Origin of the sequence: Shewanella sp. UCD-FRSSP16_17 (assembly GCF_001675935.1) — a bacterium.
Taxonomy (GTDB): domain Bacteria; phylum Pseudomonadota; class Gammaproteobacteria; order Enterobacterales; family Shewanellaceae; genus Shewanella; species Shewanella japonica.
Genome location: NZ_LZFV01000035.1, coordinates 32,025 through 49,171, shown reverse-complemented (window position 1 = coordinate 49,171; position 17,147 = coordinate 32,025). Strand labels below are relative to the sequence as shown.

15 protein-coding genes are annotated in these 17,147 nt (G+C 41.3%); 6 read left to right on the top strand and 9 right to left on the bottom strand.

Annotation, left to right across the window (positions count from 1 at the left end):
* Positions 1-13 precede the first annotated feature (13 nt).
* The 9 genes from mshL to A9267_RS14075 all read right to left on the bottom strand — a co-directional run bounded on the left by mshL (position 14) and on the right by A9267_RS14075 (position 9,379).
* The gene (gene mshL, locus A9267_RS14115) at positions 14-1,690 is read right to left on the bottom strand and encodes a pilus (MSHA type) biogenesis protein MshL (protein WP_065109626.1); all 1,677 of its coding nucleotides are present in this window, start codon (positions 1,688-1,690) and stop codon (positions 14-16) included.
* 13 nt (positions 1,691-1,703) lie between these two features.
* Positions 1,704-2,018, bottom strand: coding sequence for a hypothetical protein (locus A9267_RS14110; protein ID WP_065109625.1), 315 nt, complete (start codon positions 2,016-2,018; stop codon positions 1,704-1,706).
* A complete protein-coding gene (locus A9267_RS14105) occupies positions 2,005-2,655 on the bottom strand; it encodes an MSHA biogenesis protein MshJ (protein WP_065109624.1) in 651 nt (216 codons plus the stop codon). Before A9267_RS14105 ends, A9267_RS14110 begins: the two co-directional genes overlap by 14 nt.
* Positions 2,652-3,254, bottom strand: a complete 603-nt coding sequence (locus A9267_RS14100) for a PilN domain-containing protein (protein WP_065109623.1) — start codon at positions 3,252-3,254, stop codon at positions 2,652-2,654. The genes A9267_RS14105 and A9267_RS14100 overlap by 4 nt, the downstream gene beginning before the upstream one ends.
* Positions 3,251-4,180, bottom strand: coding sequence for a hypothetical protein (locus A9267_RS14095; RefSeq protein ID WP_065109622.1), 930 nt, complete (start codon positions 4,178-4,180; stop codon positions 3,251-3,253). Before A9267_RS14095 ends, A9267_RS14100 begins: the two co-directional genes overlap by 4 nt.
* Positions 4,181-4,581: 401 nt before the next feature.
* Positions 4,582-6,465, bottom strand: coding sequence for an RNase E specificity factor CsrD (gene csrD, locus A9267_RS14090; protein ID WP_065109621.1), 1,884 nt, complete (start codon positions 6,463-6,465; stop codon positions 4,582-4,584).
* 198 nt (positions 6,466-6,663) lie between these two features.
* On the bottom strand, positions 6,664-7,911 hold the full coding sequence (locus A9267_RS14085; RefSeq protein ID WP_065109620.1) for a malic enzyme-like NAD(P)-binding protein: 1,248 nt from the start codon (positions 7,909-7,911) through the stop codon (positions 6,664-6,666).
* A 429-nt stretch (positions 7,912-8,340) separates the two neighbouring features.
* Positions 8,341-8,553 (bottom strand): 50S ribosomal protein L31, encoded by a 213-nt coding sequence (rpmE, locus tag A9267_RS14080; protein WP_055022928.1) that lies wholly within the window; start codon positions 8,551-8,553, stop codon positions 8,341-8,343.
* 127 nt (positions 8,554-8,680) lie between these two features.
* On the bottom strand, positions 8,681-9,379 hold the full coding sequence (locus A9267_RS14075) for a FimV/HubP family polar landmark protein (RefSeq protein WP_197495545.1): 699 nt from the start codon (positions 9,377-9,379) through the stop codon (positions 8,681-8,683).
* Between the two features lie 188 nt (positions 9,380-9,567).
* Here A9267_RS14075 and priA point away from each other — a divergent pair, with 188 nt between their 5' ends.
* The 6 genes from priA to A9267_RS14045 all read left to right on the top strand — a co-directional run bounded on the left by priA (position 9,568) and on the right by A9267_RS14045 (position 16,884).
* Positions 9,568-11,763, top strand: coding sequence for a primosomal protein N' (gene priA / locus A9267_RS14070; protein WP_065109618.1), 2,196 nt, complete (start codon positions 9,568-9,570; stop codon positions 11,761-11,763).
* A 153-nt stretch (positions 11,764-11,916) separates the two neighbouring features.
* Positions 11,917-13,662 (top strand): arginine--tRNA ligase, encoded by a 1,746-nt coding sequence (gene argS, locus A9267_RS14065; protein ID WP_065109617.1) that lies wholly within the window; start codon positions 11,917-11,919, stop codon positions 13,660-13,662.
* Position 13,663: 1 nt separating this feature from the next.
* The gene (locus A9267_RS14060) at positions 13,664-14,242 is read left to right on the top strand and encodes an SPOR domain-containing protein (RefSeq protein ID WP_065109616.1); all 579 of its coding nucleotides are present in this window, start codon (positions 13,664-13,666) and stop codon (positions 14,240-14,242) included.
* A 152-nt stretch (positions 14,243-14,394) separates the two neighbouring features.
* On the top strand, positions 14,395-14,919 hold the full coding sequence (gene hslV / locus A9267_RS14055) for an ATP-dependent protease subunit HslV (RefSeq protein ID WP_055022933.1): 525 nt from the start codon (positions 14,395-14,397) through the stop codon (positions 14,917-14,919).
* A gap of 22 nt (positions 14,920-14,941) precedes the next feature.
* The gene (hslU, locus tag A9267_RS14050; RefSeq protein ID WP_065109615.1) at positions 14,942-16,267 is read left to right on the top strand and encodes an ATP-dependent protease ATPase subunit HslU; all 1,326 of its coding nucleotides are present in this window, start codon (positions 14,942-14,944) and stop codon (positions 16,265-16,267) included.
* Positions 16,268-16,503: 236 nt separating this feature from the next.
* The gene (locus tag A9267_RS14045) at positions 16,504-16,884 is read left to right on the top strand and encodes a gamma-butyrobetaine hydroxylase-like domain-containing protein (protein WP_055022935.1); all 381 of its coding nucleotides are present in this window, start codon (positions 16,504-16,506) and stop codon (positions 16,882-16,884) included.
* The last annotated feature ends 263 nt before the right edge of the window (positions 16,885-17,147 follow it).

Sequence of the window (17,147 nt, the reverse complement as noted above, 5' to 3'; positions counted from 1 at the left end):
CGGCATTTAGCCGTTACTCCTGCTCTGGATACCAACGATCAAGTAAATCTTTAGAGCGTTGTAATTCATTACTCCAAGTATCAGCTCCTACTACGGTAGGTTTTAGCATGATAATAAGTTCTGTTTTCTTTGTGGATTTACTGCGATTAGTAAAAGCTTCTCCAATAAATGGAATATCACCTAATAAAGGCACTTTAGACAACGCTTCGATGTTCTCACTTTTCATTAAGCCACCAATCACAACGACATCCCCTGAAGAGGCTTTAATCACAGTGTCTGACTCACGAATTTCACTTTGAGCCAGTGGTAACTCTAAACTTGAACCGCTAACTTTAATTTCTTTAACTTGCTCTGAGACATCAATAACGGATGGATGAACATGTAATAACACATTACCGTCTGCATCGATTTGTGGTGTCACATCTAACGCGATACCTGAAAAGAAAGGAGTGAGTTCAACTTGAGGAGTCGTTACAGGTGTTGTACCTGCCACTGTCGTTGACGAGACATCAGTAACGAAGTATTCATCATTACCAACCTTAATTACGGCTTTTTGGTTGTTTGATGCGGTGACTCTAGGACTGGACAGCACATCTACATCGCCTTGGGTATCAAGTAAGCTGATCATGGTGCTAAAGTCTGTTCCTGTAAGGCTAATTGACGTCACACCACCAATGACATTAGTGATTTGGTCGCTTAAGCCACTACCAGGTGAGGTCCCAAAGTTAATATCGGTACTGCCTGCGTGTCCTAATACGTTATCCCACTGAATACCCTGTTGGTAGCCATCCGATAATGTTACTTCTAATATCTTAGCTTCTAGGATCACTTGGCGTTGTAAGTGCGTTTCCGCTTTTTTCAGGAATGTACTGACTTGACGTAATTCATCAGGATACGCTCTTACAGTCACTAAGCCTGCTTGTGGCGTTATCACAACTTGGCGCCCGCCACCTGTATTACCGATAATTGATACTAAGGTTTTCTCTAATTCACCCCAGAAATTAGATTTCGTTTTCGAGCGAATAAAGGTGCCGTTAGTGTTGTCGTTACTATCGTTATTATTGTTGGAGTTGTTATTATTACTCGAGTTGCTACTTGATGAGCTACTGTTGGAGTTCGAATTCGAATTCGAGTTTGAGTTGTCATTATTATCTGAAATACGGCCAGAACTCACCGAGGTTAACGATAGCCCTTCTCGTTCCATATAAAGATAATTTAGCGGATAAGTTTCTGTGCGCATTCCAGCAGGGAAGATACGCAAAATACGACCTTCACGGCTCACTTCGTATCCGTAAATATCTTCAACAACTTTAATCACTTCCGACAAGGTTACGCCGTTTAATGAAATAGATATTGTCCCGCTAACTTCAGGGTGAACAGCAACACTGAGTGGCGTTCCTTGAACAAGGCTTGGGAAGAAAACTTTTGCATCAACATCATTAGCAGACACATCAAATCGACGCTCTTTAGGTAAAGATGTCGCTCCACCAAGTAAACTGGAACCATTGAGTTCACGTTGAATTTCCTCAGGCATTTGCGCAGGAGGCGGTACAATATTTTGCGCCGTTTGCGCTTCAGCGAGTGATTGACTCAACTCCGTTTTAGACGTCGTTGGATCAGGTCTGTCTGTTGTTTGACAACCTAGCAAACAAAGAGATAGCAGAGGGGTTGCGTATTTAATAAATGTCATTGTTATTCTTGTCCTATCGCTCTGTTATCGACTGAAATAGCTTAAGTTTTCGTCCGTCAGACAAATTAACGTAACTCTTGCCGATATATTCAATTTTGGCGCCATCAACACGCTCACCAACAGAAAAAATTTGATTATTGATTACAGCGTGAGGGCTAGCACTTTTTACAATGCTATTGAGTACTAATGATTCAACTCGCTCCCCACCACTTGAGGCTGTCACATAACCTTGTCCTGGTAATGTCGGATCTCTTAATGACTTGGCTGAAGCTAGCCCGCTAAAAACACACAAGCTCAGCACTAATAAAATTAATTTATTCTGCGACACTGATAAACTCCTTATTAATACTCAAGGTATATAGCTCGAGTTCGACAGTGGCATTGGGATGAGTATCAACATGGTAATTGAGACGCTTCCAATACAATTTATCTGGCATGGATTCTATTGACTCAATAAATGCCAAAATGGAAAAAAAGCTCCCTTCCAACGTCAAATGAATGCCATGACTGTATAAGTTCATTTTGTCTTCTTCGCCCACTTGCAATAACGGTGTTGGCGCTATCGATCCAAAAGATAACAGCTTCACACCTTGAACATTGGCAAGCAGGTTAGTGAGCACGGTTGGCATATAGCTAGCAGGCACCATAGATACCATTTGTTTATCAAGCTCTGCATCTGCAACGGCCGTTTGCTCTTCAATCAAGGTTAATCGGTTGCGATAATCTGTGTTGGGATCCATTGCTAATCGTTGTTGATACAAAGCGATTTGCTGCTCAGAAACGGATATATCGGTATTTAATTGGCTTAACTGTCGATTAAGCTTTTGTCTTTCTTTAAAGATACTTTCAACAGGAAGGTAAACGACCATCGCGATAACAACTAAAGTTGCAATGCAAATTAAGACCCGCTCACGCTGACTCAGCTCATTAAATTTAGTGTCTAATTGCTGCCATAATTGCTTCATTTTTTTACCTCCACGTCTGGCGTGCTAGATAACTTGAAAGCAATAGGTTTTGACTCGCCTCTATCCATCGTCATGGTTGAAAAGGCATACCCTTTCAATGTTTCGGTGTGCTTTAACTTCTCGACCCATAACGGAATACTTTGTGGCTGTGCCCCATATCCTTCGAACTCAAAGTGTTGTTGGTTAATGTTAATTTGGCTGAGCCACACCGAACCATCTGATACGCTAGCAAGATCGGTCAGTAAATTTGAATAGCCTTGACTGATTAAATTCTCACGTTGCTTGAGCTCACCCGATAATAAACGTTTTAAATCTAAACGCTGTTGAGCCAATTCAACACTCGCAACAAGTTCTGGATCTGGTGCACGAGTTGATATCTCTAATTCAAGTGCATTTTTTTGAGTATCAAGTGAAGATTTAGCAGCAGAAACGCTCGACACTTCTGCATTCAGACCTGTAACAGACCAATAGCCAATTGCCCAAATCAACATACTAAATACGATAAGCCCGCCAACTGCCATCATCATGCGCTGGAAAGACAATCTTAATTTAGCAGGCAATAAATCCGCACTGTAAAGATTAACCGTGGTTTTTATCATGCATCACCTCCGGTTAATTCCACCGCGGCCAAATAAGCCAATTGACTTGCCACAGAGATATGTTCAATCGCACTGACTGGTTGATTAAAGTTCTGCGATACCAATGGCACTAACGCTTGGCATTCGCCATCAATCAATAAATCAATTGAAGCAACCGGTGCTTGACGCAGCTGACTTTCAAAATAATCCATTGAACGCTGAATTTCTAAGCTCAGATTATCAGCGAGTCCATACTGCAAATCGGCGGCACTGGCTTTATCTATTTGGGTAAATCCACGTACTCGACGCTGCATCAACAGCTCACCTTGTTTGACGACCGTTAATAACAGTTCTTGCTCTGGTACATGACTCACCACCATATGCGGCGCTTGATCGTCAAATAAACGCGGCATAACTAATTCTTCAATGGTGATATCCTCAATTACAAAGCCATGCTGCTCACAGGATTGTGCCAAGGTAGAAAGTTGCATTTTATTGGCGACCACAACGTTTATTTTTCCTGTTGTCGTGAGTGATGATTCAAAATAATCTAATTGAATGTTCGTCACCTGTTCGGTCACTAAATCTTTTACCGCCCATAACAATGCTTGGTTTAATTCATTCGCCTCTACATTGGGTTTATCAGCCACAATCAATTGATAAAATGATTCAGCCAATACAATGTGTAATTTCGCCGCACCAAAGCTCGCTTTAATCTCAGCCAGCACCTCTGCCCAATTCTCACCATTAAAGGCAAATTGCTGTATGTTGTCAGATAAACTGAGGTTAGCGTTTTTTTGATTTGTAGAATCAAGTTCTTGCTTTTGACTATCTGATAAATCGGCCTGGAAAACACTAATGTGAGTTGCACTGATATACACCCCAAGTTTTGCAGAAACTTGAGTTTGGCGCCAAAAGGTCAATTTACTTAAAAAACCATTATTCATTCAAAACCCTGTGCCCAGATAATCAGGAAAATAACACATAGCGGCAAACACCATGCAACTTCACAGCAACGATTCACTTCACTCAAAAATACCAGCTCAAAACCAACAACTATGTAACATAAAGAACGTTCTGAGCAGGAAAATAAGTCAAAAAAATACCGTACGACATTTTAACTGCTAATCACTTAATTTTATAGAAAAATAATCTTAAAAATATTGTATACATTTAAGATAGATTGTTATGCCTTGATACTCAAGTTTCACAATCTCATCACGCTCAAGATGTAACGCAATTGTTAATAGCGAATGAGATATTAATTTGGCGAAATATAAAGCAATACAAGTTACATACCACTTTGGATTGGAAGGTATCAATGTGCGACACAGGGTTGTGGTCGCTGTTAATTAAAAAAATCCCCTTGAGCGGCACTCACACCTAAAATTTTCAATGTTTGCCATTCTTCAAATTGAGTCACACCTTCAGCAAATACCTGCACTTCAGCACGATATAAGCCGCCAATTAGGCTACGAATAAATAACTGGTTTTCAGGTTTTAGGTGGATTTGGTGAATAATCGAACGGTGCAGTTTTACTAAGTCAAAGTGACACTCTTGAATATAGTGAGTACCCACAACTTGCAATCCGACATGGTCAACACACAGCTTAGCTCCTATTTTGCGAAGCATATTCAAATTCTCGACCAATTTATGCTGATGTTTCACCACAATATCTTCTGATACCTCAAAAGTAAGACGGGAAGCTAAATGACGATGTTCCATCAAGGTGATTTTTAACCAACGGCTAAATGCACGACTCGTTAACGAGTCGAGGCTTAAGTTAATACTATAGTGATCTTGATTATTCACCATCAAATCAAACATGACTGTTTCTATTAATTGCCTTTCAACTTGAGGCATCAAGCCACACTTGTTCGCCATTGGAATAAATAAGGTCGCCCTAACTTCATTACCCTGATTATCAATTGCACGGCTAAAGGCCTCTTGATGACAAGTATGCCCATCACTATCAATGACCTTTTCCGTAATCGCAACAAAGCGCTTATTCACTAATGTGTTTTCTAAAAAGCTTCTCCATCGCACAGAGCCTTTTGCTATTTCTTTATCTACAGCGCCTTTGTCATACATAAACCAGTTATTACTACGTTGAAGCTGCGCGGCTTTTAGTGCCATTTCAACTTCTTCTAATACTTGTTCTTGCATGTCTCCAGCACTATAAAAAGCAGCGCCTAAATGCACATAGTTATCTTGAGTGTCTGACTGATTTTGTAGTTGCCTAATAGCCAGTTTCAGCAGTTTGTTTGCCAAACTATCTGCTTCATCTAAAGAAAGCTGAGGGGCGACAATCACAAACTGATTAAAATCATACCGTGCAAAAGTGACATCTTCATAGGGGTGTAATACTTGAGTAATCGCTTGTACGAAGTCGTTAAGTTGCTCATTAACAATGTCATCGCCTTCTTGTTGAAGCAGTAAATCCAAATCATCAAAGTTAATGAGCAAGATCACACCGTGGGCAATCATACTGCTTTGATGCGTCAGTGCTTCGAGTCTATTTTCAAAGAAAATTCGATTACCAATACGAGTAGCAGGATCGAGGAAGGTTTTAGAGCGAATAAATTGGTCAAAGCGGCCACGCTCTTTTTGCGCATCTTGCAGTTGTTCAAGCAACTTAGTCATTGCCCTATTGACTAAGCGAGGGCGGCCTTTGCCTGAAAATTGCAGTGCTTTTTCATGCTCCCCCTCAATCACAAGCATACTGCGCTCGGCAATTTGCTCAATACCATCAAGCTCATGGTTAAACCAGCGAAGACCATAGCGGACAAATAAAGCAATCGCGATAAATGAAATCAATAAGCTTAAATACTCGTACCAGCCTAATTGATGTAATAAAAATGGCTGGGGCAGCTTAAGCTCCATCGATAACAACTTATCTGCGTCGATAACGTGTTTATATAAGGTTGGATTAGGCTCAGGTGTGGGCGAGTAATACTCAAATAAAATGGTATCGCCCTGAGTTAATTTAAATGAAGTGGTATTGTAGGCGATTAAAATCGGCGGTAGCCAAGCATGTAGCTCCCAATGACTGTCAGCCTGATAGTGCTCCACGAGCATTGATTCTAATTGAGTGACTTTTTGTTGCTGAAATTTGTAGGTGAGCTGGATAAAGCTGATTAATGCACCAATAAAAAAAATCGCTCCGACAGCAGTTAATGACAATAGCCAAAAACTGGTCAATTTTTTCGTTAAAATTTTGGTTAATTTCATTTATCAGCGTCCTGCTAAAGCGCAATACCGTGAGATTTTATTATTATCAGCATTTGGCCTAATCATGCCAAATACTCACCACTCAACTGTAGATGATTATTCAGTAGCTTATAGTAAAAGGCAAACCTAATCTTTATCGAGTTCTGTAGACACAAAAAAGGGGCTTTCGCCCCTTTTGTATTTCACCTTACCAATCGCTTACAGTGAGTAATCAGTAGGTACTTTATCTAATACTGCCACACCTGAATCAATAGCCGCTTGTGACACCGCACTCGCAATATTTTTTAGTAAGCGTGGATCCATTGGTTTAGGCAACACGTACTCTGGACCGAAGGTCATTGAATCGACGTCTGGATAAGCAGCAAGGACTTCAGCAGGAACTGGCTCTTTAGCAATAGCAGCAAGGGCTTTAACTGCCGCAATCTTCATTTCATCATTAATTTGTGATGCTCTCACATCTAATGCACCTCTGAAGATGAACGGGAAACAAAGTACGTTATTAACTTGATTAGGGTAATCACTGCGGCCTGTTCCCATAATCAAGTCTTTACGGATACTATGCGCAATCTCAGGCTTAATTTCAGGGTCGGGGTTTGAACAGGCAAAGATAACTGGATTTGGCGCCATTAACGCAATATCGTCAGCCGTTAATAAATCTGCACCTGATAGGCCTAAAAACACGTCAGCATCTTTAATCACATCTTGAAGTGTACGCTTGTCAGTATTGTTAGCGAATAATGCTTTGTACTCATTGATGTCTTCACGGCGAGTATGAATAACGCCTTGTCTGTCCAGCATGTAAACATTTTCACGCTGTGCACCACACTTAACAATCATTGTCATACACGCAATGGCAGCAGCACCTGCACCTAGGCACACAAAGATGGCATCTTCGATTTTTTTACCTTGAATCTCTAACGCATTCAACATTCCTGCTGCGGTAACAATGGCAGTACCATGCTGATCATCATGAAACACAGGGACATTACAGCGAGCGATCAACTCACGCTCAATTTCAAAACACTCAGGCGCTTTAATATCTTCAAGGTTGATACCGCCAAATGTATCCGCAATCGATTCAACCGTATTGATGAAGTCTGCAGTGGTGCGGTGTTTCACCTCAATGTCTGTAGAGTCGATATTCGCAAAACGCTTAAACAGTAAGGCCTTGCCTTCCATAACTGGCTTAGATGCTAATGGGCCTAAATTACCTAACCCTAAAATAGCAGTACCATTTGAAATAACGGCAACAGTGTTCCCTTTATTGGTATAGCGATATGCATCGTCAGGATTTGCGGCGATTTCACGTACAGGCTCGGCAACACCAGGACTGTATGCCAAAGATAAATCATGGCTCGTTTGAGCAGGTTTAGTAAGACTAACAGCAGTTTTACCTGCTACTGGAAATTCATGATAATCGAGAGCTTGCTGGCGGAAATCTGACATTTTTTATTCCTGAATGAGGCAATTTATACGGCGAAAGTAAGATTAATTCAGTCGCAACGCATTAAAACTAACTTTACTGAATGTCAGTAAAATGAGCTGTAGCGTGCTTTGGAAAGGGAGTATAAATGAAAAATTAACAAAAGTTATCTTTAATCGGCAGAATTTGATCAAGTTACAATTTATCGATATTAAATAAATCATCACAATAAGAATCAAAGACTTAAAACTGTAGAAAAATAACAAGATTTGACATAAAAAAGCAGAATTAGCATGATAAAGTTACAAATAGTTTGCCTAAATAACAATATTATCAACCTAACTGGCAACACATAATTTATAACTAAAAATTTTAATTTTTTTAAAAAATTTAATCCAAAAACAAAAAAAGACGCCGAAGGCGTCTTTTTCTTAAAATAATTGCAGTCGCAATTACTTTTTACCAAGTGCACCAAAGCGCTTGTTGAATTTGTCGATACGACCACCAGTGTCAACAACTTTCTGTGTACCAGTGTAGAATGGGTGACATGCACCACATACGTCTAAGTGTAAGTTTTTACCTACAGTAGAGTTAACTTTAATTACGTTACCACAAGTACAAGTTGCAGTTACTTCAGCGTAGTCTGGGTGGATACCTGGTTTCATTTGGATTACCTTAATAGCAGGCCATGTCGCTCTCCCAACCCGAAGTTGAGCACCACATGCGTTAATAACAATAGTGTTAAGGCGCGCAATAGTACAGTATCTGTTCAGCCCAGACAAGTAAAAATTATCACTGTCGATGTTGTTGCTGTAACGCCTCAAATTTCAGCTTATCTTGTGCTTTATCACCATACTGATTTAGCTGCTCTTGTGAAGGGCATGCCAGTGTGACATCTTGTCTGATTAAATGAATTTTCTGTTTAGAAAAGCCTTGAGGGTTAGCATCAAAAATTGCCATCATCACTCCATAGACGTTTAAATCCCACTCACTTTGATAGCGAGTAGCAATGCGCCATAAAGTATCTGATGCCTGCCTTTCAATATAACAATGACCCATTGTAGACGTCGGCTTATTATTGAGAACTTTTGCTGTCGTTGAAGGTCGACTAGTTGAAGGTTTTTCAGCAACTGATTGACTTGATGACGCCAATTTAGGCTTAGCCTGAGTGACCACTTTTGGCAGTTGTTTTTGCTTATCTATTTTTATTTGAGTTTTAGCTGTTTCTTTAATAAATGGAGAATCAAAAACCGGTAATACAGCAAATTGACGCCAGCTGTTGCCTTTATATTCGCTGACGATCAGCTTTGCTTTCGGATCGCTCACATCTTCAACACCAATAGCAAATAACATAAAGCTACTGATAGGCTGTACCATCAACTCTTCCATGCTTTCTTTATCATCATTAGTTTGTCGCAAATGAATACTAAGTCGAGACAAGTCTTTGCTAGAGGCAACAATGTTAAGTTTGATTTTTGGGTGTTGACCCAACTCAAACTGCCTACTGTTTATGCTGATATGCGTCAGGGCAGCCTGAGCAATAAATGAAAATAAAAAAAGGGAGAGAGCTAAGCTGGCCTTACTGAATATTCCTTTTAACATCAATTTTCTCTTATTCTATTTCTTTATGTTCTGGCTCTAGTAAACTAGACCCTCTCAATTCTTAATGATGATAACTTATGCCCGTGTTTGTTGAGGTTGCTTTGCCGGTTCCTATGCGGCAAACCTTTAGTTACCAAGTCCCCGAAGCCAACGTATCGCAAATACAACTTGGGCTAAGGGTTAAAGTCCCTTTTGGTAGACAGCAACTTGTCGGCTTAATTACCGCTATCAATAATGAATGCGACGTCCCTGCGAATAAAATAAAACCATTTACCGCACTATTAGACGACAAACCTTTATTACCTACCTCACTGTATAAGCTCACTTTATGGGCGGCAAGGTATTACTTTGCAAGCCAAGGCCAAATGTTAAGTCAGGCCTTGCCTGTCGCTTTGCGAAAAGGCTTAAGTGCACAACCGCAAACCGTCACCTTTTATTGCCTCAACGAGGCAGGAAAACAGGTCGATGTCAGTGTACTTAAACGTGCTCCAGCACAAAAAAAACTCTTCGAACTTTTACAAACATCAGCCATTAGCCAAGAAGAATTTACCACCCAAGAACTTAGCAAAGTTGCCCTCAAAGCATTAGAGGATAAAGGCTGGGTAGCGCGTAAACATGTCACCAGTGAAACCGACTTAAGTTGGCGCCAACAACTTAATATGACTGAAACACCGTTAAAGCTCAATAAGCAACAGGCAGTTGCCGTTTCAGTTTTAAATCAACAACAAGGCTTTCATTGCAGTTTACTTGAAGGTATCACCGGTTCAGGTAAAACAGAAGTCTACTTATCGATTTTAGAAACCATCTTAAAACAGGGTAAACAAGCACTCATCTTAGTGCCTGAAATCGGGTTAACACCACAAACCATTAATCGCTTCAAACGTCGATTTGATGTGAATATTGCCGTTATTCATTCTGCATTAACAGATAATCAACGTCTTGAGGCGTGGCGCCAAGCTCGTTGTGGTGAAGCCGCTATTATCATCGGTACTCGCTCCGCTTTATTTACCCCAATGGCCTTTCCTGGGCTGATAATTTTAGATGAAGAGCACGATAGTAGCTTTAAGCAACAAGAAGGTGTGCGTTATCACGCCCGCGACTTAGCTGTCATGCGGGGGCATTTAGAAGATGTCCAAGTCATTTTAGGCTCAGCAACCCCATCACTAGAGACGCTGCAAAATGCGATTTGTGGCCGCTATACGCATTTAACCTTGGCAGAGCGCGCAGGTCCTGCACAAAAAGTTAAGCAAGGTATTATCGATATACGCTCACAACCTTTAAAGTCAGGGATGTCTGCTTCGCTAATTAATGAAATGCGCATGCATCTTGATGCGGGCAATCAGGTCCTTTTATTTCTCAATCGTCGCGGGTTCTCACCTGCATTATTGTGTCATGAGTGCGGTCATTTGCATGAATGCGATCGCTGCGATGCCTTTTTTACCGTACATCAAGGGCTGAACGAAATTTGTTGCCACCATTGTGGCAATCAATACGCTATTCCACATCAATGCCATGAATGTGGTAGCACCATGCTAATGGGCCATGGCACGGGAACAGAGCAGCTTGCTCAAGCATTAGAGCAAGAATTCCCTCAGTACCCCGTGGTACGTATCGATCGTGATACCACACGCAAAAAAGGCTCATTAGAAAAACAACTCACCAGTATTTTAAAGGGTGAGTACAAAATTTTGGTGGGCACTCAAATGCTAGCCAAAGGGCATCATTTCCCCGATGTCACACTTGTGGGGTTAATGGATGTTGATGGCGCACTCTTTAGTGCCGACTTTAGAGCACCTGAGCGCTTTGCTCAGCTTTACACCCAAGTCTCTGGGCGAGCAGGACGCGCCGACAAACCCGGTAAAGTATTACTGCAAACCCATCAAAGCGAAAACCCAATACTGCATGATTTATTAAAAAATGGTTACGGTAAATTTGCGCGAGCTCAGTTAGAAGAGCGCCAACAAGCACTACTTCCTCCCGCTTGGCACATGGTACTGTTGCGAGCCGATGCTCATTTAGCACAAGATGCTGATAATTTTCTACAACAAGTCGCGAACCTGTTGCCTCAAGATAGAGATTTTGAAGTCATTGGCCCCATGCCTGCGCCCCTGGATAGAAAAGCCGGAAAATATCGCAGACAACTGTTATTTCAAGCTAAAAATCGACAGCGTTTACAACAAGAGTTTGAATCTGTTCTTCCCCAAATCGAAGCGTTGACAGAGAGTAAACGTTGTCGCTGGAGTATCGATCGCGATCCGCAAGATTTAATGTAATCAAATTGCAGCACAATGGGTTTAGCTCGATAGCAAAGAAAATCAAAAAAAACTCGATTAATTACCCCGCTGAGATAGCATTTGCATAGCATTAGCGGGTAAAATACAAGGTTACTCCACTCATCCACTTTAAGTTAGTGCTAATAAACGCCCATGAAATCACATATTGCATCTTTACTAGAACAAACCATCGACTCTTTTAAGCAACAAGGCATTATCCCAGCTGATTTTCAGGCACGCATTCAAGTGGAGCGAACCAAAGATAAAAGTCACGGTGATCTCGCCACTAACTTGGCCATGATGCTAACCAAAGTCGCTAAGAAAAATCCTCGTGAAATTGCTCAGTTGATTATTGATAATCTTCCAGCGTCTAGCCATGTGGCTAAGGTCGATATTGCAGGCCCAGGATTCATTAACTTTTTTATCGATGAAAATGCCTTAGCAAACCAACTACAACATGCCCTAACAGATGAACACTTAGGCGTTTCGTTACCAGAAAAACAAAGAGTGGTCGTAGACTATTCATCGCCTAACCTTGCTAAAGAAATGCATGTAGGTCACCTTCGCTCAACGATTATTGGCGACAGTGTCGTTCGTGCACTTGAATTTTTAGGCCATGATGTTATCCGTCAAAACCATGTGGGTGACTGGGGCACACAATTTGGCATGCTACTAGCCTACATGGAAGAGTTACGAGCAGCGAATGGCGAGCAAGCAGCACTTGAACTTTCAGATTTGGAAACCTTCTACCGTGCCGCTAAAGTCCGCTTTGATGAATCAACAGATTTTGCAACACGTGCACGTAATTTAGTGGTTTCACTGCAATCGGGCGATGAGTACTGCAATAAATTATGGCGTGAATTTAATGACATCTCGTTAAATCATTGTCATGAAGTTTACGAACGTTTAGGCGTGAGCTTAACCCGTAAAGATGTTCACGGTGAAAGTGCTTATAATGACGACCTAGAGCAAGTCGTAACAGATCTTGATAGTAAAGGCCTATTAAGCGAAAGCAACGGCGCTAAAGTGGTATTTCAAGAAGAATTCCGCACCAAAGATGGTGAGCCATTACCCGTTATTATCCAAAAAGCCGATGGTGGATACTTATACGCCACCTCTGATTTAGCAGCAATGCGTTATCGCTCAAACGTTTTAAAAGCTGATCGTGCTTTATACTTCGTTGATTTACGCCAAGCACTGCATTTCCAGCAAGTATTTAGCCTAGCGAAAACAGCAGGTTTTGTCCGTAAAGAGCTATCTCTAGAGCACACTGGTTTCGGAACAATGAATGGCACCGATGGTCGTCCATTTAAAACACGTAGTGGCGGTGTGGTTAAACTAGTCGACTTATTAGATGAAGCAAACACCCGTGCAATCGAATTAGTTCGCAGTAAAAACCCTGATATGGACGAAGCGACAATCATTGAAATTGCCCGTGTTGTTGGTATTAGCTCAGTTAAATACGCTGACTTATCTAAAAACCGTAGCAGTGATTACATTTTCAGCTTTGAACAAATGCTGAGCTTTGAAGGCAACACTGCACCATACCTTCTTTATGCATACACACGTGTGGCTAGCATCTTCAAACGTGCTGAAGATATCGATTTGAGCCAAGCGAAAATTGTTCTTGAACATGATAAAGAAAAAGAACTAGGTACTAAACTTGCTCAGTTTGGTGAAGTACTGGCTCGTATGACAGATAAAGCATTACCACATGTGATGTGTGCTTATGTTTATGAGTTAGCCAGTGAGTTCTCAAGCTTTTACGAGGCTTGTCCAGTTCTTGCAGCGGAAACTGAAGAGCAAAAACAAAGTCGCTTATTGTTGTCACAGTTAACCGCTAAGACCTTAAAAACAGGGTTATCTCTGTTAGGTATCGAAACGTTAGAGCGTATGTAACATGAGTCGAGATTACGCCAATAAAAAGCCTAGTGGTAAAAAACGTTCGTCTTCTCGAGGAAAGAAACCACAGCAAAAGCGATCGATTCCTTACCTGCCGACATTAATCGTCTTGTTACTTGTCGGCGGATTTGGCTATTTTTTATGGTGGATAAGCGGCAGCTCTGATGATGCTGCAGCAACAACGGCACCCGCTGTCACTGTTGAACAGACTAAGCCTAAGCCAGTGAAGAAAGATCCAAATGCACTACCGCCAAAACCGACGGAAGAATGGACTTACTTAGAAGAGCTAGAAAACAAGAGCATTGATGTTGAAGTACCAGAAGATGCATTGAAATCTAAAGGTCCATATCAAATGCAATGTGCGTCGTTTAGAAAGCTTGAACCCGCAGAAGAAATGAAAGCCATGATTGCTTTTCAAGGCATGGAAGCACAAGTCAGGGCGACCACAGGCTCAAGTGGCGTCTGGCATAAAGTCATTTTAGGCCCATTTGAATCTAAACGTGCAGCCGAGCGCAGCAGGCACAAACTGCAACGTGCTGGTATTAATGGTTGCCAAATTTGGCTGTGGGAATATTAATTAGTTTTAATGTGAAGACTTTTTCCGCAATATTAAGCGCTTACTTTAGTAAGCGCTTTTTTTATCCCTTGAATTATTAACAAGCATCCCCATATCTGTTTTATCAACCAGCAGCAGACTCCTATTCGCTGCCGTCGTTAAGAGGATTTACCGTGACTACTATCGTATCCGTACGCCGCAATAATCAAGTTGTCATCGCAGGTGATGGCCAAGTTTCCCTCGGCAATACCGTCATGAAAGGCAATGCACGTAAAGTGCGTCGTTTATACCAAAATAAAGTGATCGCCGGATTTGCTGGCGGCACAGCCGATGCATTTACCCTTTTTGAGCGCTTTGAAACCAAGCTCGAAATGCATCAAGGTCATTTATTAAAATCAGCTGTAGAGCTCGCTAAAGATTGGCGTACTGACAAAATGCTCCGTAACCTTGAAGCCATGCTGATTGTTGCCGACACCAAAGAGTCATTAATCATTACCGGTAATGGTGATGTAGTGCAGCCAGAGCATGATTTGATTGCTATTGGTTCAGGCGGTAATTATGCCCACGCTTCAGCGTTAGCATTACTGCAAAACACTGACTTAACGGCCCGTGAAATTGCAGAAAAATCACTAACGATTGCCGGTGATATTTGCGTATACACCAACCAACATAAAACGGTTGAGCAAATCGACTACTAAATTAGAACGTAAGGAATTATTTATGTCTGAAATGACCCCTCGCGAAATTGTCCATGAATTGGACTCGCATATTATTGGTCAAAAAAATGCAAAACGTTCTGTTGCCGTAGCCTTGCGTAATCGCTGGCGCCGTATGCAACTTGAGCCTTCATTGCGCCAAGAAGTGACCCCTAAAAATATTCTGATGATTGGCCCAACAGGTGTGGGTAAAACTGAAATTGCCCGTCGTTTAGCAAAACTTGCTAATGCGCCGTTCATTAAAGTAGAAGCAACCAAGTTCACAGAAGTTGGTTATGTAGGTAAAGAAGTCGAACAAATCATTCGTGATTTAACCGATTCAGCGATCAAAATGACGCGTGAGCAGCAAATGAAAAAATGCCGTCACCGCGCAGAAGAACAAGCAGAAGAGCGCATTCTAGATGCGCTACTGCCTAAGCCTAAAGATGATTGGAATACTGAGCAAAAAGATGACTCTAATACCCGTCAAATCTTCCGTAAAAAACTCCGCGAAGGTCAGCTAGACGATAAAGAAATTGATATCGACTTAGCTGCGCCACAAGTGGGTGTTGAAATCATGTCGCCTCCAGGCATGGAAGAAATGACCAATCAGCTTCAAAGCATGTTCCAAAACTTGGGGCAAACCAAAGAAAACCGTAAGAAAGTCAAAATCAAAGAAGCGTTCAAGCTATTGATTGAAGAAGAAGCGGCAAAACTGATTAATCAAGAAGATCTTAAAGAACAAGCTATCGATTTAGTCGAGCAAAACGGTATCGTATTCTTAGACGAAATCGATAAAATCTGTAAACGTGGCGAAAGCTCGGGCCCTGACGTATCTCGTGAAGGCGTACAACGTGACTTACTCCCATTGATCGAAGGCTGCACAGTGACAACTAAACACGGCATGGTTAAAACTGACCATATCCTGTTTATCGCATCTGGTGCGTTCCAAATGTCTAAGCCGTCTGATTTGATTGCTGAGTTACAAGGTCGTTTACCTATTCGTGTTGAGCTTAGCGCCCTAAGTGCTGACGACTTTAAGCGTATCTTAACCGAACCACATGCATCACTTACAGAGCAATACGTTGCACTGATGGGCACTGAAGGCGTAAAAGTCGAGTTTGCTGAATCAGGTATCGAAAAAATCGCTCAAGCGGCATGGCAAGTCAATGAGACCACAGAAAACATTGGTGCTCGCCGTTTGCATACTGTGATGGAAAAACTGATGGAAGAAATTTCTTATGATGCTTCTGAAAAATCTGGCAGTACTTTTGTCATCGACGAAGCTTATGTTACTGAGCATCTCGACACCTTGGTGGAAGATGAAGATTTAAGCCGCTTTATTTTATAATCAGTGGTAGGTGATATGCCTCAATTGTGAGCTATCACTGTGTTAGCTGTCCTTATTTTAGTTAACATTAACTATTATAAATAGGATAGCTACATGAAAAGAGGTGGTTAACTCCCAGAGTAACCACCTTTTTTATTGAAGCCTCGACGCTGTTTTTAAGCACCCTGTTTAACTATGAAGTATCATTCTTGAAAAGCTATCATTAGATAACGTTCCATTATAAGAGAGTAACCGTTATGAGCTCACCCAATGTCACTAACCTAAAATTAAAACGTAAATCCAAGCTACTTGAAGTCACGTTTGATAATGGCGACGTTTTTAATATCACCTGTGAAATGCTCAGAGTTAACTCTCCATCAGCAGAAGTACAACGCCATGGTAACCCGATATTAGTCACCCATAAAAAAGCGGTGAACATTACCGCCATTGAACCAGTCGGCAATTATGCCGTAAAAATCATTTTTGATGATGGTCATGATACTGGGCTATTCTCATGGAAATTATTACACGAGTTTGGTACTCATCAGGTTGAAATTTGGGAAAGATACTTAGCGAGATTACGTGCAGAAAAAGGCTCTCGTGAGCCGCTAATTGATATGAATATTAAGTACTCTTAGTGTTCATTTCCTGATACAGCTTAGGTTGAGGACAAAGCACGACAACTGTTTCTCAGTGACCAAAACTGAAACAAGGGAAATGATAGTATTTCCCTTATTTACGACTTTTCATTCCAGAAAATTTAATGAATACCGATGTTAGCCAAATTACCAATCTTCACCTCCATGCTTATCTAGCCTTTTATATCGTCTGGCTCGACCTTATCACGCTTACCGCCATTACTTAGTACCATCACTTAGTACCATCGCTTGGTACCATGAGT